General features: G+C 42.8%; 23 protein-coding genes and 1 pseudogene. 9 read left to right on the forward strand and 15 right to left on the reverse strand.

What is annotated here, in order from left to right:
* The first annotated feature begins 22 nt into the window (after nt 1-22).
* The 4 genes from HMPREF9449_RS00310 (at nt 23) to HMPREF9449_RS00330 (ending at nt 6195) form a co-directional block, all read left to right on the forward strand.
* Nucleotides 23-1429 carry a BACON domain-containing protein gene (locus tag HMPREF9449_RS00310; RefSeq protein ID WP_009135215.1) on the forward strand — a complete coding sequence of 469 codons (1407 nt, stop codon included), beginning with the start codon at nt 23-25 and terminating at the stop codon, nt 1427-1429.
* Between the two features lie 359 nt (nt 1430-1788).
* On the forward strand, nt 1789-2727 hold the full coding sequence (locus HMPREF9449_RS00320) for a DUF1848 domain-containing protein (protein ID WP_009135216.1): 939 nt from the start codon (nt 1789-1791) through the stop codon (nt 2725-2727).
* A 123-nt stretch (nt 2728-2850) separates the two neighbouring features.
* On the forward strand, nt 2851-3678 hold the full coding sequence (locus tag HMPREF9449_RS00325) for an EFR1 family ferrodoxin (RefSeq protein ID WP_009135217.1): 828 nt from the start codon (nt 2851-2853) through the stop codon (nt 3676-3678).
* Between the two features lie 207 nt (nt 3679-3885).
* Entirely contained in the window at nt 3886-6195 is a 2310-nt protein-coding gene (locus HMPREF9449_RS00330) for an outer membrane beta-barrel protein (protein WP_009135218.1), read from the forward strand.
* 179 nt (nt 6196-6374) lie between these two features.
* Here the strand turns inward: HMPREF9449_RS00330 and HMPREF9449_RS16445 are convergent, their stop codons facing one another.
* The 15 genes from HMPREF9449_RS16445 to HMPREF9449_RS16450 form a co-directional block, all read right to left on the reverse strand.
* On the reverse strand, nt 6375-6566 hold the full coding sequence (locus HMPREF9449_RS16445; protein ID WP_147639989.1) for a hypothetical protein: 192 nt from the start codon (nt 6564-6566) through the stop codon (nt 6375-6377).
* 58 nt (nt 6567-6624) lie between these two features.
* The gene (gene tatC, locus HMPREF9449_RS00335) at nt 6625-7407 is read right to left on the reverse strand and encodes a twin-arginine translocase subunit TatC (protein ID WP_009135220.1); all 783 of its coding nucleotides are present in this window, start codon (nt 7405-7407) and stop codon (nt 6625-6627) included.
* On the reverse strand, nt 7404-7604 hold the full coding sequence (locus HMPREF9449_RS00340; protein WP_009135221.1) for a Sec-independent protein translocase subunit TatA/TatB: 201 nt from the start codon (nt 7602-7604) through the stop codon (nt 7404-7406). The genes tatC and HMPREF9449_RS00340 overlap by 4 nt, the downstream gene beginning before the upstream one ends.
* A 3-nt stretch (nt 7605-7607) precedes the next feature.
* Nucleotides 7608-8120 carry a hypothetical protein gene (locus HMPREF9449_RS00345; RefSeq protein WP_009135222.1) on the reverse strand — a complete coding sequence of 171 codons (513 nt, stop codon included), beginning with the start codon at nt 8118-8120 and terminating at the stop codon, nt 7608-7610.
* Nucleotides 8121-8173: 53 nt separating this feature from the next.
* Entirely contained in the window at nt 8174-8854 is a 681-nt protein-coding gene (locus tag HMPREF9449_RS00350; RefSeq protein WP_009135223.1) for a flavodoxin, read from the reverse strand.
* A 114-nt stretch (nt 8855-8968) separates the two neighbouring features.
* Entirely contained in the window at nt 8969-9397 is a 429-nt protein-coding gene (locus tag HMPREF9449_RS00355) for a DUF1893 domain-containing protein (RefSeq protein WP_009135225.1), read from the reverse strand.
* A gap of 1 nt (nt 9398) precedes the next feature.
* Nucleotides 9399-10784 carry an aldo/keto reductase gene (locus HMPREF9449_RS00360; protein ID WP_009135226.1) on the reverse strand — a complete coding sequence of 462 codons (1386 nt, stop codon included), beginning with the start codon at nt 10782-10784 and terminating at the stop codon, nt 9399-9401.
* A 21-nt stretch (nt 10785-10805) separates the two neighbouring features.
* A complete protein-coding gene (locus HMPREF9449_RS00365) occupies nt 10806-12314 on the reverse strand; it encodes a 4Fe-4S binding protein (protein ID WP_009135227.1) in 1509 nt (502 codons plus the stop codon).
* A 6-nt stretch (nt 12315-12320) separates the two neighbouring features.
* Nucleotides 12321-12653 (reverse strand): NADPH-dependent FMN reductase family protein, encoded by a 333-nt coding sequence (locus HMPREF9449_RS00370; RefSeq protein ID WP_050810380.1) that lies wholly within the window; start codon nt 12651-12653, stop codon nt 12321-12323.
* Entirely contained in the window at nt 12643-12774 is a 132-nt protein-coding gene (locus tag HMPREF9449_RS16880) for a hypothetical protein (protein WP_261795475.1), read from the reverse strand. Before HMPREF9449_RS16880 ends, HMPREF9449_RS00370 begins: the two co-directional genes overlap by 11 nt.
* 103 nt (nt 12775-12877) lie before the next feature.
* Nucleotides 12878-13495 carry a flavodoxin gene (locus HMPREF9449_RS00380; protein ID WP_009135230.1) on the reverse strand — a complete coding sequence of 206 codons (618 nt, stop codon included), beginning with the start codon at nt 13493-13495 and terminating at the stop codon, nt 12878-12880.
* Between the two features lie 176 nt (nt 13496-13671).
* Nucleotides 13672-14121, reverse strand: a complete 450-nt coding sequence (locus tag HMPREF9449_RS16765; protein ID WP_315969411.1) for an alcohol dehydrogenase catalytic domain-containing protein — start codon at nt 14119-14121, stop codon at nt 13672-13674.
* The gene (locus HMPREF9449_RS16770; protein ID WP_009135232.1) at nt 14022-14342 is read right to left on the reverse strand and encodes a hypothetical protein; all 321 of its coding nucleotides are present in this window, start codon (nt 14340-14342) and stop codon (nt 14022-14024) included. Before HMPREF9449_RS16770 ends, HMPREF9449_RS16765 begins: the two co-directional genes overlap by 100 nt.
* A gap of 157 nt (nt 14343-14499) precedes the next feature.
* On the reverse strand, nt 14500-15243 hold the full coding sequence (locus HMPREF9449_RS00390; protein ID WP_009135233.1) for an aldo/keto reductase: 744 nt from the start codon (nt 15241-15243) through the stop codon (nt 14500-14502).
* A 156-nt stretch (nt 15244-15399) separates the two neighbouring features.
* Nucleotides 15400-15546, reverse strand: coding sequence for a hypothetical protein (locus HMPREF9449_RS16450; protein WP_156793289.1), 147 nt, complete (start codon nt 15544-15546; stop codon nt 15400-15402).
* Nucleotide 15547: 1 nt separating this feature from the next.
* Here HMPREF9449_RS16450 and HMPREF9449_RS00395 point away from each other — a divergent pair, with 1 nt between their 5' ends.
* The 5 genes and pseudogenes from HMPREF9449_RS00395 (at nt 15548) to HMPREF9449_RS00415 (ending at nt 18352) form a co-directional block, all read left to right on the forward strand.
* Nucleotides 15548-15871: a hypothetical protein gene (locus tag HMPREF9449_RS00395; protein WP_009135234.1), complete on the forward strand. Its 324-nt coding sequence runs from the start codon at nt 15548-15550 to the stop codon at nt 15869-15871.
* Between the two features lie 565 nt (nt 15872-16436).
* Nucleotides 16437-16643, forward strand: coding sequence for a helix-turn-helix transcriptional regulator (locus HMPREF9449_RS00400; RefSeq protein ID WP_009135235.1), 207 nt, complete (start codon nt 16437-16439; stop codon nt 16641-16643).
* Nucleotides 16640-16978 (forward strand): annotated as a pseudogene (locus HMPREF9449_RS00405) (HipA N-terminal domain-containing protein). Before HMPREF9449_RS00400 ends, HMPREF9449_RS00405 begins: the two are co-directional and overlap by 4 nt.
* Nucleotides 16971-17924 (forward strand): HipA domain-containing protein, encoded by a 954-nt coding sequence (locus HMPREF9449_RS00410; RefSeq protein ID WP_187118575.1) that lies wholly within the window; start codon nt 16971-16973, stop codon nt 17922-17924. Before HMPREF9449_RS00405 ends, HMPREF9449_RS00410 begins: the two are co-directional and overlap by 8 nt.
* 152 nt (nt 17925-18076) lie before the next feature.
* On the forward strand, nt 18077-18352 hold the full coding sequence (locus tag HMPREF9449_RS00415; RefSeq protein ID WP_009135239.1) for a hypothetical protein: 276 nt from the start codon (nt 18077-18079) through the stop codon (nt 18350-18352).
* Nucleotides 18353-18479 lie beyond the last annotated feature (127 nt).

Genomic DNA, 18479 nt, shown 5'->3' on the forward strand with positions numbered 1-18479 from the left:
TTAATTTGAAAAATAGTAAAAAATGAAAAAGTTATTATATATGATAGCCTGTCTATCGTTGCTCGTTGGCAGTTGTTCCGATGGGGAAGACAACACAGGCATCTTGAATGAACCTAGAATTACGCTTTCTACATGGAATGTGTCTTTCCCGGGGGAGGGAGGAACAGCTGTTGTCGCTATGGTGGCTAACCGGGAAAATGTGAAGATTGAGAATGCCAGTTGGTTAACCGTCACGGAAGAAGAGAATCAATTGACGATTATTGCTGATGCTAATCCGGATTCACAACAAAGAATTTCTCAGATCATCCTTTCCGTTAGTGATGGAGGAACTATGGCGAAAGATTCGATTGCCGTAGTACAATCTGCTCTTGGAACGATTCATTTGTCTGAAACAGAAACCGCTAATTGTTATATCGTCAAAACCGGTGGTAACTATAGTTTCCGGGCAGATGTCAAAGGAAATGGAGGGACAGATGGTAAAAGTAAATATATCAGTCAGTATGGATTGGAAATTCAGCATGCTGTTTATGCTGATTTACTGTGGGAAGCAACTTACGATGCGGATAAAAATATAAGCCGGGATATTATTTGTGGACAACCCGTTTATCGGGATGGAGAAATTCATTTTTCTACGGGTTCGGTTCAGGGAAATGCTGTGATAGCAGTGAAAGATGCCTATGGAACGATACTGTGGAGTTGGCATATTTGGGTCGTAGATGAAGAAATAAATAGTAAAGAAGGAGGGGGACTTATTTGGATGGACCGTAATTTAGGAGCTCTGAATAATACTCCCGGAGATATCAATAATCGGGGACTGCTTTATCAGTGGGGACGGAAAGATCCTTTCTTGCCTTCCAGAGCTGCTTATATGGTAACGGAGTTTGATAATATTGCTGCCGCCAATCGCTATAATAATGAAGTAGGGGACGGATCCGCTCAGTGGAATTATAATCACCCGATGCGGAATGTCATGGAAGCTCCCGGAAATATGGAGTATGCTGTCAGAAGGCCTACTGATTTTTTAACCAGTTCTTCTTTTGAAAATTGGTTTGTAACTACAGAAATCGAAACTGCTTTGTGGGGAGCTGATCCTCAGGAAAAGACAATTTTTGATCCTTGTCCGGCTGGTTATATGGTAGCTCCTTCTGAAGGGTGGGATCGTCCGACAATAAAAAATGATTGGGGTACTTTTACCGATAATGGACGCTACTGGACTGCAGGCTCCAATGATTTTTATCCTTTGTCGGGCTTTCTGCAAGTAAAAGGTGGCGTTTTGAATTATTGCGGAGCTTTGGGGATGTATTGGACCCGGAATGAACAGAGTGAAAGCCTGTCAAACGGAGGTCGGTTGTATTTAGCCAGTAATTCAATTTTCTATTCTCATTTGCCTAAAGGCAGCGGACTTTTGATTCGTTGTATAAAGCAATAATTTGCTGCTGAAAAAGAAAAATTACGGAATAGTAAATGCCCCCGGAAGTGAGATGCTTATTTCCGGGGGCTTTTTTAAAATCTTTTTCCCAGAAAGCATAACTTTTGTCGGCCTTGTGTTTTATATAAACGAATTTTTTCATACGCATTGCTTTTGGGATTCTGCTTTTTCTCTTGGCTGTAGAGCAAAGGCATTTCGTTCCTTTTGGCTGCTATGGTTCGTTTGAATAGGGAATAGTGCATTTTTCAGAAACCTTCCCTGATTTTTTATTCAGAAAAAATAGGGTACCTTTGAAACCTCCGTCGAAATTTTATCCTTCCGGGAGAAATGGGATTCCGGGAGGAATAAAAATACAATTCATGATCATTAGTGCAAGCAGAAGAACGGATATACCTTCTTTTTACTCCAGTTGGTTTTTTAACCGGATAAAAGAAGGATATGTTTTGGTATCGAATCCTTTTAACCCGAAAATGCTTAGCCGGGTGGAACTGGGTCCAGAAGTGGTAGATTGCATCGTCTTCTGGACCAAAAATCCGGCTCCTATGATGGATAAACTGGATTTGCTGAAGCATTATAAATATTATTTCCAGTTTACGGTTAATCCTTACGGCAGGGAGATTGAGCATAACCTGCCTGGCTTATCCCAAAGAATAGATTTGTTTAAACGGCTTTCCGAGCGGATTGGCAAAGAAAAAGTAATATGGAGATATGATCCTGTTTTTATAAACGCGAAATATAATATAGCGTTTCATCGGGAGGCTTTTGCACAAATTGCTGAAAAATTGCAGAATTATACCGAAAAATGTATGCTCGGTTTTATCGATTCTTATCCGCATATCCGGAAGGTAATGAGAAAAAATGAAATCAAACCTTTACTTCAGGAAGAAATGGAAGAAATGGCGGTTTCGTTTAAAACGACGGCAGAACGTTATCCCACTCTTAAAATAAACACTTGCACGGTTAAAGTGGATTTGAGGCATTGGGGAATACCCAGCGGGCAGTGTATAGATAAAGAGTTGGTCGAACGGATTACAGGTTATTCGATCATTGCCGGGAAAGATAAAAATCAGCGCGGGGTCTGTAACTGTATAGAGAGTATTGATATTGGTGCTTATGACAGCTGTCTGAATGGATGTCTTTACTGCTATGCCATCAAAGGGAATAGTCCCACAGTTAAAACCCTTGTCGGGAAGCATAATCCCCACTCTCCTTTGATGATAGGGGAAATAAATGAGGGGCAGACGATAAAGGAACGGAAAGTGAAAAGCTTCCGAAACGATCAACTTTCATTGTTTTGAGGGTAAATAGGGAACTATAGGTTGAGACAGGGCATATGTTCCTTGAAAAAATCATTTATAAGCGGCTGTGTTAAAATTTGGAAGAATATTTTACTTACTTTTGTTCGGTATAAGTCTTATTTTATGAAGGTAAACCGGATATATGCAGTATACTTCAGTCCCACGGGTACAACCCGTACTGTGGTTACTTATTTGGCAAAAGGGATTGCCGATAAATTGAAGTCGGCAGTGGAATACTGGGATTTTACCTTGCCGGAACAGCGCGCGCAGGTTCCTGAGCCGGGAATTTCGGACTTATTTATTTTAGGTTTACCTGTGTATGCCGGGCGTTTACCGAATCTGATATTAAAATACCTTTTTTCTCTTAGGGGGCAGGGAGCCATAGCTGTACCCGTCGTTTTGTTTGGTAACCGATCCTACGGAAATGCACTTATCGAGCTTCGGGATTTGTTGGAAGATACTGGTTTTAACACCTTGGCTGCGGCTGCTTTTGTCGGGCAACATTCGTTTTCCGGACAATTGGCCAAAGGTCGTCCGGATGCAGCCGATCTGGCAGTAGCCGACCGCTTTGTGAAAACTATTTTAGAGCGAATAGAAACGATACAGGAAGGGGATTCTTGTACCCCGGTAAATGTTCCGGGAAGAGGGGCGCCTGATTACGGAGGTTATTACCAACCTTTAGGAGAGGAAGGTAAACCTGTCGCTATACTGAAAGTAAAACCTATTACGACAGCAGATTGCATTCATTGTAAACGTTGTGTTGCTGTGTGTCCTTTGGGCTCTATCGATCCGGATGATGTTAGCCGGATTACCGATATCTGTATTAAATGCAATGCCTGCATTAAAGCTTGTCCGGTACACGCTAAACGCTTGACCGATCCGGCTTATCTTTCTCATCTTCAATATCTGGAAGCTACCTATACGGAACGTTCTGCGGTGGAATTGTTTTAGTCACTAAATCATACGTCTTCTCTATTACAATTTCACAAAAATTTTGTTTTTCCCCCCTATACAGTTCGTTTAATCTGCCCAATCGATTCAGTAATTTGGCGAAGTCTGTGTGAATATCCTTATCATACCAATTAAATTTTTAATTTTGTTCCTACTTACTGACAAAGACTGGCCTTTTTTAAATTTTAATTTTTTAAGAAACTAAAAATGAGAAATATTATAGTAAGTATGATCCTCCTGTTTATAGGGCAAATGAGTTGGGCACAAACAATTACGGGAGTAGTTAAAGATACGGCCAATAGCCCTATAAGTTATGCAACCGTGGTTTTATACTCACTTCCTGACACAACATACGTAAGTGGTGCCATCACCAATAGAGAAGGACAGTTTAAACTTACGGCAGTGGAAAGTAAACAGCTTCTATTGCAAGTTTCCTCTATTGGGTATAAAACTCGCTATTTGCCGGCTATAACGGATCAGACTATTGTCCTTGAGCAAGATGTTGTCTCGATTGATGAAGTAGTAGTGAAGGGAACTCGCCCCATATCCAGGCTCATATCCGGTGGGGTGCAAATCAACGTAGCCAATACGGTATTGAGCGGAATAGGTACAGGCAATGATGTACTTAAGCGGATACCTATGATTACCGGTGATAATGGCCGGTTTAAAGTTTTTGGAAGAGGTGATGCAAGAGTATACATTAATAACCGTGAAGTACGCGATCCTTCGGAACTTGACAAACTCAATTCTGCTGATATCGAGAGGGTAGAGGTTATCTCTGATCCCGGTGCCCGTTATGATGCTACTGTAGCTGCTGTTATCAATATCCAAACGGCTCAAAAGCCGGGAGAGGGATTTAGTTTTAATGCCCGTTCGAGTTTTTATACAGGGGAAAATAATGACTATATCAACCAAATAAGTACAAACTATCGCAAAGAGGGGCTTGACGTGTTTGCGAATCTCTATTATTCGAATATCTCCTCTTTGCTGAAAGGCGATATTTCACAAATAGTAGATGTTGATACACTGTGGTGTCAGAATAGCTATACGAATGGCGGGATGCGGAGTAATGCCTTAAATGGAACAGTGGGGGTCAATTACGAAATAAGCGAAAATCATTACATCGGACTCCGATACGATATTAAAACTTCACCTCAAAAAAATACAAAAGATATCTACCTGACAAGTGATATCTATGCCGATGGAGTGTTGTATGACAAATGGAAGAATCGAGAACTAAAGCGTACGGCAAACAGGCCGGTATCTCAGGTAAATCTCTACTATGCAGGTCAGCTAGGCAATCTTAGTGTAGATTTTAATGCAGATTATTATTGTGGAGGTACGGATACCGAAGGTATGCATGTTGAAATGAGCGAGGAATTTGGAGAAAGAACTCTTTACAGCGCTAGCCATATTGACAACTCATTATTGGCTGGCAAATTGCAATTGGCCTATCCGATAGGAAAGGGTAAGTTATCTGTGGGTAGTGAATATGTAGATATTTCTCGTAACGATGAGTATAGCAATAAAGATCTGCCTGGTTTTACATCGAAAGTTAATGTCGACGAAACGAATCTTGCTTTGTTTACAGAGTACAAGGTATTGACAAATATTGGCAACTTTAGTATCGGATTACGTTACGAGGACGCTAATTATGATTACCTGGTAGACGACGAGGTAGCGGATGATAAGAGCCGGCATTACCGACAATGGTTTCCAAATGCTTCTTATGCGACAAAGATAGATAAAGTAGAATTGCAGTTGAGTTATACCTCTAAAGTGGTACGTCCCTCATACCGAGAGTTAAGTGGCAATCTGGCCTATGGAAACCGCTTTATGATAGAAACGGGATATCCCTTTCTCAAACCAACTGTCAGACAAGATTTGTCGCTTATGATTGTATGGAAGATCGTCCAGGCATCGGTGAGATATGTTCACCAAAAAAATGCTATAGTTACGTGGATAGATCGTTTTGAAAGTGATCCGAAAGTTTCTGTGCTTACCAGTCGTAACCTCCATGAATTACCGAAATTAGCGGCCATGATAGCAATTGCTCCGACATTCGGGATATGGAAACCCCAGCTAAGTTGCGGCATACATAAGCAGTGGCTTGACCTAACGTCTTATGGTATAAATGTAAGACTGGATAAGCCTTCCTTTTTTGGCTCATTCAACAATACTTTTGATCTCTCCGGCAATTTTATGATTAATCTTGACGCAGCATACAACAGCAAAGGTCATTTAAGTACTTCCTATATCTACAAGGACAGCTTTTTGGTAGATTGTAGTATATCCAAAAGTTTTTTTGACAAATCCCTGCAAGTAAAATTGGCGATTTCGGATATTTTTAATCAAAATAGAGCTGTTAATGAAATAATGATGCCTCAAACAGATTTGAAAAATCTGTATCATTTTGACAACCGTGCCCTCTCATTCACTGTGCGTTACTATTTTAACTCTGCTCGTAGCAAATACAAGGGGGATGCAGCAGGGGCGGATGCTTTAAATCGTTTTTAATGATTGTCGCCCTGTATTTTCGGGATCGGATTTTTACAGATCCGGTTCGATACATAGTTCGGGTCGAGCGGGTAGAGGTTCACCATGTCGTTCATGCTGTGCTATCGGATAAATATTTTTGGTCCATTCTTTTACAATTCGTTCTGCCCGTTGCTCAGTAAGGGTAAACTGTTGTTCGGTTACTCCTCATCAGTTATGTGTTTCGTTTCGACAGGCAGGTGGTGGAGCAATAGATTGTCGGTAATTTCCTGGTGATGGATGGTATTGACGTCATGGTTTACCAAGCGGATGGCATGGGCATCCTCCTCTATTTCCCGTATCCGGTGACGTTCAGGAAATAAAACGGCTGTCGTGCAACCGATTATTATCATTAGGAGTATAGCCGAAAAGAATCTTATATTGCAGTAAAAATTTCGCCCTTTATCTGAATCATTTACATATAACCGTTCCTTTTACAATCCATATGCTTACTTCATAAAGCATCCACATTGGCAGGGCGACCAATGATAATGTGAAGATATCCGAGGTCGGAGTAATGATTGCCGCTACGACGAGAATGATTACAATGGCATGTTTGCGATAGCGACGCATAAAACCGGCTGAGAGGAAGCCTAATTTGGCGAAGAGCCACGAGAGTATCGGAATTTCAAAAACGAGTCCTATGGCAAGGCACATCATCACCAGCGTAGAAATATACGAATCGAGGGTAATGAGATTATTCACATCACTGCTGACCTGATAAGTCCCTAAAAAGCGGAATGTCAAAGGAAAAATCAGGAAATAGCTGATCAATACTCCCAAGCCGAACATTACATAGCCGCCTCCGACTATTCTTGTGACGTACTGCCGTTCATTTTCATAGAGGGCAGGCAATACGAACCGGAACAATTGATAAAGGATATACGGCGATGCACATAATACGCCCGCACATAGTGCAGTTTTCAGGTGGATGATGAACTGCTGTGCCAGTTTCGTATTGATGAGCTGTACAGAGAAAGATTCGGATAAACTTCCGCTCCATGCCGCAATCCGGTTGAAAAGGCGATAGGTGATGAATCCGTCGCTTTTAGGTGCGAGTACGACTGAAAAGAGTTCTTCCTTGAAAAAGAATGCTGCCACGCCGAACACTACGGTTACGAGGGCGATCTTTACAATCGCTACCCGCAACACGTCGAGATGTTCCCAAAAGGATTGCTTGTTTGTTACCGTCATCGGTCACTCCTTTTTTCTGGTTCGGTCTCTATCTCTTGTTTCATTTCGTTCATTCCTTCTTTGAATGAATGTACTCCTTTGCCAAGACCTTTCATCAGTTCTGGAATTTTTTTGCCTCCGAAAAACAGTAATACTACGAGTGCGATCAGCAGCACTTCCTGCATGCCGATACCGCCGATAAATAAGGGTGTCATCATTTGTTATTTGCGTATTAAATATTTGACCAACAGATATCCCCCGAAAATTTGCAACAGCATTCCGGGAATACCGATACGAAAATCCTGTACAGCAAGGTAAAAATCACCTTTCAGAAGCCATTCTCCCAATGTGCCGGTCAGCTGATATCCCACTACCACTGCCAGCATCAAAACAATGGATACTTTCTGAAAGCGATGTGCGGTATAACCGGCAATTCCGGCAAGCAGAATGGATTTGAGCAGGATGGCCGGCAGAGAAGCAGGAACCGGCATTCCGAACCAAGCCGAATTGATGAACGGAGAGGCGACAGCTGTAAGCAGTCCTACACGCCAGCCATACTTATAGGCTCCAACTAAAGTAAAAAGGTAAATAGGCAACCAAGTTGGACCGCCCATGTTGACCGTATGACAGAGTTGCGGGAATACTATGTTTCCTGCCATGAAAAGTGCGGCCATCAAATAAGTTTTCGCTTCCTTATACTCCAGCGAATAGAGTTTTAAAGTCGTTGTTTCCATTATAATAAGTGTTTTTAGAAGTTTAGATGCATTATTCCTCAGATCGTTTACTCTCATTTGTCCGATATCAATCCTTGATTTTGCAGCCATACCTTGATACTCTTTTCTGCATCTGGCACATTGCGGGCAGAAACAGAAGGGCCTTGAATGACTGTTGCCTGCTTCTCCATTTCCCGGATGGTTTCCACAGACTGGGAAAAGCGACTGCCGCCATGTGTCACAAAAGGTATGACCGTCTTACCGCTGAAATCGTATTCGTCAAAGAATGTATAAAGGGCCATCGGCATGTCATACCACCAGTTTGGATAACCGACAAATACGACATCATATTCCGACAGATTCCTGATATGCGTTTTCAGTTTGGGATACTTCTTGGCTTCGGCTTCTTTCTTGGCCGCATCTATTAGTGCTTTATGGGGCGAAGGATAGGTGCGTTCGGTTTGGATGGCAAATAAGTCGCCTCCCGTTGCGGTGCTGATTATATGCGCGACATATTCCGTATTTCCGTATAACTTGCCGTTTGCTATAACCCGACTGGCACCGGAAGACGCATCCACGCCATCCGGTTCAGGCCATGTAAAATAAGTAACCAGTATTTTACTTTTTGCTTTTGCAGATGTTTCTACTCCTGAGAGGGTTCCCTTGTCCTGTTTTCCAACTGCCGTATGTGCGAAAAGCAGGTTAAAACCCATAAGGGCGAAAACAGCGGTTATTGTAAGATATCTTTTTTTCATCCTGATAATAATTTAATGTGATGAAGTTTCCCGACGTATTTATCATTTTTTGTAAACTCATTGATTTTTAGTTTATTACATTTTTGAAATGTATAACTGATTTTGAGGTAGCACTTATTCTTTTGGGGTACAGGGCAAATTGTATTTTACAAAATCTTGAATCAACGCGAATATGCCTTCCACAGACTCTTCCTTGTTACACCGTTTTTCCAACGGACACCAGTCCATGCCGCTTCTGTTTTTAATATGGGGGACAAGTGTTCCGAACGCTGTCATAAGATGATGTTTTTGAAGCAGAGACAGGGCAGAAAGACTGATGACATCGGCATGTAGCTGTTTGATCCCGCCTTTTATCATTAAGGCGGCAACAGCTTTCCCCACTACCTTGTCCGCTACAGTTGCACCTTCTAAAAAATGCGGACATCTGCATACCAGGTCGTATAGGTCGGCTATGCCTTTTTGATTGAAAACACGAGTTTCTTCTCCTTTGGAAATCACACAGGAGCACTGTTCTGTATGTAATAATTCGATAATTTTATTCATATCACAAAGTGCCTTGTTTCAAATGTTCCACAAACCTGTCTATCCGGTGGAGTTCGCCCGGTATGTCGATATTTTGAGGGCAATGATGCGCACATTGGCTGCAACCGATGCAATGGTTTGCCTGACGGAGGCGTGGCACGCTGCGGTCGTATCCCACAAGGAATGCTCTCCGAGCCTGACGATAGTTTTCTGCCTGGCGGTCTTCTGGCATATTGCCTTCATTAACACATTTGTTGTAATGCAGCAGTATAGACGGTATGTCTATACCATAGGGACATGGCATGCAATACTTACAGTCGTTACAGGGAATGGTAGGATACTGCATCATCAGGTCTGCCGTGTCGTAAAGGAATTGAGTTTCCTCATCCGTAAGAGGTTGTAAAGGACAAAAGCTGTGCAGGTTGTCCTGTAGGTGTTCCATATAGGTCATGCCGCTCAGTACGGTAAGTACATTAGGAAAGGTTCCGGCAAAACGGAATGCCCATGAGGCGACACTCCTGTCCGGCTCACGTTGTTTCAGGCGGGCTACGATATGGTCGTGCACCTTGGAAAGCCTTCCTCCCAATAGGGGTTCCATGATAATGGCCGGAATGTTCCGTTTGGCCAATTCACCGTAGAGGTATTCTGCGTTTGTGTTACGGGGATTGGTTTCTTTAGCGTGCCGCCAGTCCAGGTAATTCATTTGAATCTGTACGAAATCCCATTTATATTCGTCCTGTTTGGAAAGCAGGTAATCAAAAACCTGGATGTCTCCATGATAGGAAAAACCAAGGTTACGTATGCGTCCTGCACGGCGTTCCTTCAACAGAAAATCCAGTACTCCGTTGTCGATGTAGCGGGAATGAAGCGCGGCCATTCCGTCATCGCCCATACCCACACCGTGCAGCAGCAGATAGTCGAGGTAGTCTGTTTGCAATTCCTTGAATGAATTACGGTACATGGCGATAGATGCATCGCGGCTCCAGGTGGAGGGCGCGAAGTTTGACAATTTCGTGGCTATGAAATAATGGTTGCGGGGATGGCGTGCGAGAGCTGTTCCCGTGGCACGTTCCGAACGCCCCTTACAATAGGCGGGGGAGGTATCGAAATAGTTCACGCCGTGCGCCAGTGCATGGTCGACCAGCGCATTGATTGTTTCCTGATCCATCGGCTCGTCACCTCCGGGAAGGGTCGGCCAGCGCATACAGCCATAGCCGAGGAGGGATACCTTGTCGCCGGTCGTAGGATTTGTACGATAAGTCATTTCGCCTAAGGTTGTTTGCGTTGCTGTGCCCTCGGATACTTTCCGGTCGTTGCAAGCGGTCAACCCGGCAGTAACCAGCCCCGCGCTTCCCGCTATTTTGAAAAAGTCGCGGCGGGATATTTCTTTTTTCGTATGATGTTCCATATCTTGAATACGTTGTTTGATTTATACAGTACGATGCACTTCATGACCTTCCACGTAGATGGCACTGAACGGACGTGCCGGACACAGGTTTTCACAAGCTCCGCAGCCGATGCAGCGTTCAGTGTCTACCACTGGAATCTGAGGAGAGTCGGGATTGGCAGCATCCGAAACCACCATCCGTATAGCTCCCGTAGGACAATGGCGGGCACAATTACCGCACTCTACTCCATCGGTCAGCGGGATGCAGTTTTTGCGTACCCACACGGCATGGCCTATCTGTATGGCAGATTTGTCGGCAATGGTAAGGGGACTGATGGCTCCCGTCGGGCAGACACTTGCACACTTATTGCATTCCGGGCGGCAATAACCACGTTCATAGCTCATCTCAGGCTGCATCAGTTTCATCAAGTCCGTTGACGGGCGTAATACACTGTTAGGACAGACCGACACACAAAGCTGGCAGGCCGTACAATGTTGTGCGAAGTTGCGTGCACTTTGGGCGCCCGGGGGCACAATGGCAGTTTTACGGTCAGGGATCTTCTTGTCCTCGATTACCGCCAGTCCCCCATCCACTTTCTTCTCCTGCGCTTTCAATGTGGCAGTACCTACGATCAAAGCCGTTGCGGATAGAAAGGAACGGCGGGCAGCATCAATCTGTTTTTGATCGGGATTCTGCGGTCTTTCAGAGAGAGAAGCTGCTTTTTTCTTGCTGCGCATCCGATAGTGAATCGCTCCGTGTTTGCATACGTCTATGCAATCCATACAGGCGACGCAACGGCTGTAGTCTATCCTGTGATTCGAATAGTCAATGCACGCCGCCTTACATTTTCGGGTACATAAGCTGCAATTCTTGCATTTCTCCGTATCGATGACCGGTTTCATTAAAGAAAAACGCGAAAGGAAACCGAGCACCGTGCCTACCGGGCAGACGGTATTGCAATATGTCCTACCGTTCCTCCAGGCTAATACAGCTATGATAATGAAGGTAATTGCCGCAATGACAAATGTAGGCAAGCTGCGCATCCATACCTCAGTTTCGTAGAAAGCATAGCTATCCGCACGTTCCGCCAGATAAGCCAGTCCGTTGTTCCCCCCTTGGTAGATTGGGGCAAAAAGGTTCTGCACGATGCGTCCGTATGAGCTGTATGGTGACAGTAAGGCGACTAATGAGCCGATTCCCGCGACTATTGCAAGGACGAACACTACGAGCACACCATAGCGCAACACTTTCTTTTCTGGTGAATAGGAGAAACGGAATTTCTTTTTCTTTCGCGTTCCGCTTATCCGAGACACAATGTCCTGCATTACCCCCAACGGACAAATAACAGAGCAGTAGATGCGCCCAAAGAGGAACGTCAATACCACAAGCAGGAGAATTACCCCTACATTCAGAGCCAGCACCGCTGGCAGGAATTGAATTTTAGCCGTCCATCCAAGCCACCAATGGACTGTTCCGGTGAAGTCAAGGAACAGTAAGGTGATGGCCGTAAAAAAGAGGACGGCAAGTGTTTGTCTGATTTTACGCAACATACTATTTTATAATTTAGTTCTCAATAGGTTAATCCATTCATTTAACTCCTTTACCTCGATACCGAGCGGCTTCAATTCCGGTTTACAACCGCGTTTTACCTCTTCCTGCCCCTGGTTGACCACCTCGTTGTCATTCTTGGAGTAAGATTTCACTGGCTCCAGGCAAACTAAACCACCGCCGATGGTCTGCTGTATTTTTTCAGTGATCCGTTTCGTATTTCCTGCTGTGTAGGAAAAACAGACAATCAAAGTTTTGCTGGTATTTTTGTATTCCCGAGCCATGAGAAATGAAGCATTTAAAAAAGCCGCTACTCCTCCGATAAGGATTTTAGTATTCATCCTGTTCTTCCGTCATCGGTATGGTGTGATTGAAGCGAAAAATCAGTTTGGCCTGTTCCTTCGTCCGCTCCAAATCTTGTGTATTTTGATTGGAACAATCGATCCTAATTTCTTTCCTCATAATTGCTATCTGTATGCTTATAATTAGATTATCCAGAGTATTGCAAAGGTAAAGGTCCGTCCGAGATCTGTTTTTATACATATTGCGGATTGTCTTATCAATATTACCGTTTCTCAGATACTCCAAGCCAGATGTCTACAGATTGTTTTGCCTTGTCCCGGGAATTTTGTGCGACAGATCCTTTGATAGCCAGCCCTTTTTCTACCGTAGCCCCTTTACACGCCTGACGAATTTTTTCCTCAGTACCGCTCAACCCGCTGCCTTCATGCGTGCAAAAGGGAATAACGGTTTTGCCTTTCCAGTCATGTTTCTCAATGAAGGTGTAAACAGCCATCGGCATGTCGCCCCACCAATTGGGATACCCGAGGTACACCACATCATATTCTTCGACTTTTACATCGCCCTTTATTTCAGGACGTGCGCCGGATTCCTTTTCCTGTTTTGCCTGTTTCACGCATGGCATGTATTCTGCCGGATAAGGTTTTACCGTGACGATGTGGAAGAGTTCGCCATGGGTCTTTTGGGCAATCATTTCCGCCACGATGTGCGTGTTCCCTTTCTCGATATGACCTACATTATAATTCTCATCGGCTCTCGAAAAGAAAGCCACCAATACTTTTTTATTCTCCATATTCTTTTTTATTTTATTGTTGCTCTGAGCATACGTCATTGGGCACAAACTTATCAGCAATGCCCCGATGATCAATGCGATTGTTTTCATTTCATTATATATTTGCGAAGTTTTTTATTTTAAACTATTGGTTACAATAACCGCTGCGCCTCGGCATAGTCTCGGACAAGTTCGACCTCTGTACTCGGTCTGTAGTTTATTTTAGGTTACCCATACCCATGAGGTAACGGAACTTTACCTTTCCCTCCAGTACGTTCCGATAAGCTTTATCGATTTCCTCTATGTCCCAATCCGCCGAAACCACCGAAACCGGCAATGCCGACCTTGTCGCCTTGCTTCACCCCGGCCTGCATGATAGGTGAATAGGAGGTGATTCCGGCACAAAGTAACGGTGCTACTTTGGTGATGTCTGCATTTTCGGGTACTTTTATAGCGAAATCTTCAGCTACAACATAGGTGTCGGAATATCCTCCCTGTGTGTGTTCGTTGCCATTGAAGTAATCAATGCCGTGATAGGTCATTATAGCCCCCTTCTCGCAATACTGTTCCAAGTCGTGTTCACAAGCATCACAGTGGCGGCACGAACCGATCATGCAGCCGATACCGGCAGAGTCACCTAACTTGAATTTCCTGATGTTCTTACCGACGGCAACCGCACGTCCCGCGATTTCGTGTCCGGGAACCCTGGGATACTCCTCCGCCCCCAGTCGGCAAATACATGGTGCAGATCACTGTGACAGATTCCCGCATAAAGGATTTCAATCTGAATATCGTTGTCACCAACCGCGTGACGACTGAAAGTGTAGGGCTGAAAATGCCCTTTCTCTTCAAAAACGGCGAATCCTTTGGCAGAGATACGATCGCTGTTGTCCTGTGCAAAAGTATTATTCATTGTCATAAAAGTTAATGCTGTTGTTAAAGCCAAACTTATTTTCATACTGTTACTTTTATATGTATTTTGTTACTGCAAAAATACCGAGATGCATTGGGTTAAGAGGTATACAGATTACGGATTGATTTACCAAAATTACGTTTTATTATCTTTCAATCATTCAAACTGTTGCATACGTTGTATCTGCCTTTGTACAAATATATTATCGGCCTATACTTTGCCGGACCTTTCGGTTCGCCCGTTCAGCGGGTATTTGGTTGACAGTTTTTCCCAGCAACAAGAACCGGCTTTTTAAAGATGTTTTATCTCTCATTTGCCAGCGGATAATGATCTGGGCAGCTGTCTTGCCGTGAGCTTTGGCGATACGGTTGATGATCGGATCACGCAACAATTCTCCGTTGCTTGCCCTGCCACCGAGCGGATGCCAGCATTCCAATATGCTTCCCAGTTCTTTCAGCTTTTCCTGCCAATAGGCACGCTGGGCATAGGGATGACACTCTATCTGCATTGCATCGGGCTTCTGTCGCATGGTTGCAATAAACGAATCAAACAGTTCATCCTTGTAATCGAAATTGCTGATGCCAATGGCACGCACCTTTCCTTTTTCCACGGCTTTCTCCAACTCTTTCCATATACCCGCGTAATCGCCTACAGGCTGGTGGAGGTATACCATGTCGAGGTAATCTAAACCGAAACGTTCGAGCATCCGGTCAATGGCGGCCAGTATTTTGCCTTTGCCGTATTCGTTTGGCCATAACTTCGAGGTGATCCAGCTCTTTTTCCGGGGAACTTCGCTTTCCCTGATGGCTTTCCCCACACTACGCTCGTTCCGATAGGCGTAGGCCGGGTAGAAGTGCCGGTAGCCGCTACGCAAGGCGACACGCACCGAATTGTATATCACCTTACCGTCAGGTATTATAAATAGTCCCAGACCGAACTGAGGCATTTTCGCGCCGTTGTTTAATTGCAGTAATTGGACTTGCTGCTGTGATTTCCAACAGTTTATTCTCTTGTGCTTGAACCGTAGCGGCACATACGGCGAGCATGCCTGTCATTGCCAATTTGCAGAATATTTTCTTCCTATGTTCTTTTGTCCTTTTAATTACAATTCTTTCTTGTCGTTGGATTCCACATTCGTCACAACACAGTCACTCAAGTTTTTGAGTATTTCTGCAATACTGGACAATACGACAGATTCTTCGGCAGCAGAGATCTGTTTGACTCTGTAATGCAGAAAATGGTAATCCAATATGTGTGTAGTTTATCATTTTGAAAAGATTAATTTTGGTCTCGATTCACCATTAAGTGTTTCAGTAGTCAAAGATAGAAATGCGTCGGATTACGGGAATATAATTCAGTTCTTCAATATTAATGGCAAACATATCCCTGTTGAAAAGATTAGAAACTTATGGCGGTTTATACATGACATGAATAAAGACTCTGACTGTGAGGTGGCAACGTATTTTATAGGGAAGAATTATCGTTGGCTCGGATTCTTTGATGAAACTGATGATGAGATAAAAGAGGGAATGTTGTTATTTGTTCAAAATTTCCAATCATTGGCTGCATCGTAGGTAATAAAGAGATTGAATAATTTCTCCAAGAAAAGTCTTGTACAGGTCGGTGAATTATGACTAGCGTTAGTGCTCTCACAATCCAGAATTCCAATCTACTCAGAATTCGAAAAGATAGTTGAGGATATATGCTAATCGTTGGTAATCAATACCTATTTTTTCGATACAACATATTTATATTACTGATTATCAGTGACAATTCATTTTAATCGATACAACCTCTGTTTTTACAAATACACAGAATTTAGTGACAAATGCAAATTGTTGTATTTCACTGTTTTGCATATACGTGTTGTACCGCTTTCTTTCAGCCGTTTTGCGAAATATCCGCTATCAGATACAATATATTGAATGATAGGACATTTCCGCATGGATGTTACAGAACGCTTGATGAATACAAAAGTAGTGTTTTTATTGGAATTGCACTACTTTAAGGCTCAGAATCTTCTTATATTATACCCTATTTGATATAATTCTATCTAAATCAATTAAATTATACCTTTTCTGATATAATAGTTGATTTTTGTATTAACTTTGTACCCGAAATGATATAATAAGAAGGCTTATGAATAATTTGTCCGCTACAGTCAAGAGGTTGCGAAAGCAGTATAATTTGACGCAAGAAGAACTTTCGTTGAAGTCCGGTGTGGGGCTTCGCTTTGTTCGTGACCTTGAACAAGGAAAAGGAACATTGCGCCTTGATAAGGTGAATCAGCTTCTTGATTTCTTTAATTATGAAATGATTGCCACTTCGAAAACAAATAATCAATGAGACAAGCCCATATATTTTACAAAGACCAATTGGCCGGGATTTTGACTGAGAACGATGCTGGGTATGAGTTCCGCTATTTTTTGGAGTATCTTTCTATGGAAACGGCAAGGGCTGTTAGTTTGACATTACCTTTGCAAGAAGAAGCATATACAAGTCCTGTGTTGTTTCCTTTTTTCGATGGTCTGATTCCTTAAGGATGGTTGCTGGATGTGGTATTGCGGAATACAGACATCAGCATACTCGACCGAATATCTTTGTTGCTGACCTGTTGTAAGGATTGTATAGGTGCAGTAAGTGTTGTCCCTATTGAAGAAAAGGAGGAAAACCATGTGTAACTGCTTATATTGCTATCGTCCGCTCTTAAAGGGAGAAAAGGATATGCATCCAGCTTGTATCAAGAAGTTCTTTGGAACAACGACATTGCCTGTTCTTGATTATACGACAGAGCAACTTGACCAACTTGCCCTGCAAATCATTCAAGACCAAACATCTTTAACAGGTGTGCAGCCAAAGCTATCGTTGCATTTGAATGAACATGAGGGCAGCAAGCGATTGACTATTGTCGGACTTTGGGGTAGTTACATTTGTAAGCCGCAGACCTTGCAATATGAAATGATGCCTGAGATAGAGGATTTGACCATGCAACTTGCAGAGGTAGCACGTATTGATGTGGTTCCTCACACGTTGATGCGGATGGCGGATAATACGCTTTGCTATCTTACCCGTCGAATAGACAGAACTCCTACCGGAGAGAAGATTGCGATGGAAGATATGTGTCAGCTGACCGAAAGACAAACGGAGCATAAATATAAGAGTAGTTATGAGCGTATCGGTAAGGCGGTTTTGAAATACTCGTCTTTGCCCAAAATGGATGTGACCAATTTTTTTGAGTTGGTGCTTTTCTCTTGGTTGACAGGGAACAACGATATGCACTTGAAAAATTTCTCTTTATACGAAGCGTCGGATAACACAATACGTTTGACTCCGGCTTACGACTTGCTGAATGCGGCTATCATCAATCCTAAAGATGATGAAGAGTTGGCTTTGACTCTGAATGGACAGAAAAAGAAATTACAAAGAGCGGATTTTATTAAATCAGCCGAAAATCTTGGTATTGAGAGGGTGGTTATAGAACGTCTGATTAATAAGTATATCAAACTATTGCCTAATTTAGAAGCCGCCATTCAAAACTCTTTCCTAAATATTGAACTAAAAGAAAAGTATGTTGAATTATTAAGAGAACGGCTTGGTAGACTTTCACAGAAAACTATAAAACAGTAAAATTTTGAATAGTAAAACATACGCAATATATTTATCTGTTCAAAATATTACTGTCTATGACTGAATAATATTTATAAAGCATTATACTATGGATACATTAAGTCTCAAAAAAGTAACATCATTGTTCATCCTAACTTTAATAGAAAGAGACGATGGACAAAAGAAACAAATTGTGGAGACGCCAACAAATGGCGCGTGTGTTTAAAGCTCGTATGATTCTTTATGTCGCTTATGGGCATTGTATCCTCCGTAAGGATGGAAGTTACTATGAACATCCTCATTGGTTTGAATTGGCTAAAGAGAAATGGGCGCAAGTTTACAAAACTACAGGTACTCCGTGTAGCTGCATGATGTGCAGAGGATTTGAATATGACCGCAAGGAATATAAGAAAGAAACTCGGCGGATTATTCGGGAATCCATGGAATAGCTTAAATGAATAGAAACTGAATCTATGTGTAATTAAATAGATTCAGTTTCTATATATAATAGTTCTTTTAGGTATTGAAAATGTGTAGGATAAGATACTAGTTTTTTTTCTTCTTATAATGCTCATC

The organism is Odoribacter laneus YIT 12061, assembly GCF_000243215.1.
Classification (GTDB): Bacteria; Bacteroidota; Bacteroidia; order Bacteroidales; family Marinifilaceae; genus Culturomica; species Culturomica lanea.

Coding starts and splice junctions, on each gene's coding strand:
- HMPREF9449_RS00320 (WP_009135216.1), top strand. CDS start 1,789: ATGATCATTAGTGCAAGCAGAAGAACGGATATACCTTCTTTTTACTCC.
- HMPREF9449_RS00350 (WP_009135223.1), bottom strand. CDS start 8,854: ATGAAAAAAAGATATCTTACAATAACCGCTGTTTTCGCCCTTATGGGT.
- HMPREF9449_RS00370 (WP_050810380.1), bottom strand. CDS start 12,653: ATGAATACTAAAATCCTTATCGGAGGAGTAGCGGCTTTTTTAAATGCT.
- HMPREF9449_RS00380 (WP_009135230.1), bottom strand. CDS start 13,495: ATGAAAACAATCGCATTGATCATCGGGGCATTGCTGATAAGTTTGTGC.
- HMPREF9449_RS00355 (WP_009135225.1), bottom strand. CDS start 9,397: ATGAATAAAATTATCGAATTATTACATACAGAACAGTGCTCCTGTGTG.
- HMPREF9449_RS00340 (WP_009135221.1), bottom strand. CDS start 7,604: ATGATGACACCCTTATTTATCGGCGGTATCGGCATGCAGGAAGTGCTG.
- HMPREF9449_RS00330 (WP_009135218.1), top strand. CDS start 3,886: ATGAGAAATATTATAGTAAGTATGATCCTCCTGTTTATAGGGCAAATG.
- HMPREF9449_RS00310 (WP_009135215.1), top strand. CDS start 23: ATGAAAAAGTTATTATATATGATAGCCTGTCTATCGTTGCTCGTTGGC.
- tatC (WP_009135220.1), bottom strand. CDS start 7,407: ATGACGGTAACAAACAAGCAATCCTTTTGGGAACATCTCGACGTGTTG.
- HMPREF9449_RS00345 (WP_009135222.1), bottom strand. CDS start 8,120: ATGGAAACAACGACTTTAAAACTCTATTCGCTGGAGTATAAGGAAGCG.
- HMPREF9449_RS00360 (WP_009135226.1), bottom strand. CDS start 10,784: ATGGAACATCATACGAAAAAAGAAATATCCCGCCGCGACTTTTTCAAA.
- HMPREF9449_RS00395 (WP_009135234.1), top strand. CDS start 15,548: ATGTGTGTAGTTTATCATTTTGAAAAGATTAATTTTGGTCTCGATTCA.
- HMPREF9449_RS16880 (WP_261795475.1), bottom strand. CDS start 12,774: ATGAGGAAAGAAATTAGGATCGATTGTTCCAATCAAAATACACAAGAT.
- HMPREF9449_RS00400 (WP_009135235.1), top strand. CDS start 16,437: ATGAATAATTTGTCCGCTACAGTCAAGAGGTTGCGAAAGCAGTATAAT.
- HMPREF9449_RS16445 (WP_147639989.1), bottom strand. CDS start 6,566: ATGATAATAATCGGTTGCACGACAGCCGTTTTATTTCCTGAACGTCAC.
- HMPREF9449_RS00325 (WP_009135217.1), top strand. CDS start 2,851: ATGAAGGTAAACCGGATATATGCAGTATACTTCAGTCCCACGGGTACA.
- HMPREF9449_RS16770 (WP_009135232.1), bottom strand. CDS start 14,342: ATGAAAATAAGTTTGGCTTTAACAACAGCATTAACTTTTATGACAATG.
- HMPREF9449_RS00390 (WP_009135233.1), bottom strand. CDS start 15,243: ATGCCTCAGTTCGGTCTGGGACTATTTATAATACCTGACGGTAAGGTG.
- HMPREF9449_RS00410 (WP_187118575.1), top strand. CDS start 16,971: ATGTGTAACTGCTTATATTGCTATCGTCCGCTCTTAAAGGGAGAAAAG.
- HMPREF9449_RS00365 (WP_009135227.1), bottom strand. CDS start 12,314: ATGTTGCGTAAAATCAGACAAACACTTGCCGTCCTCTTTTTTACGGCC.
- HMPREF9449_RS00415 (WP_009135239.1), top strand. CDS start 18,077: ATGGACAAAAGAAACAAATTGTGGAGACGCCAACAAATGGCGCGTGTG.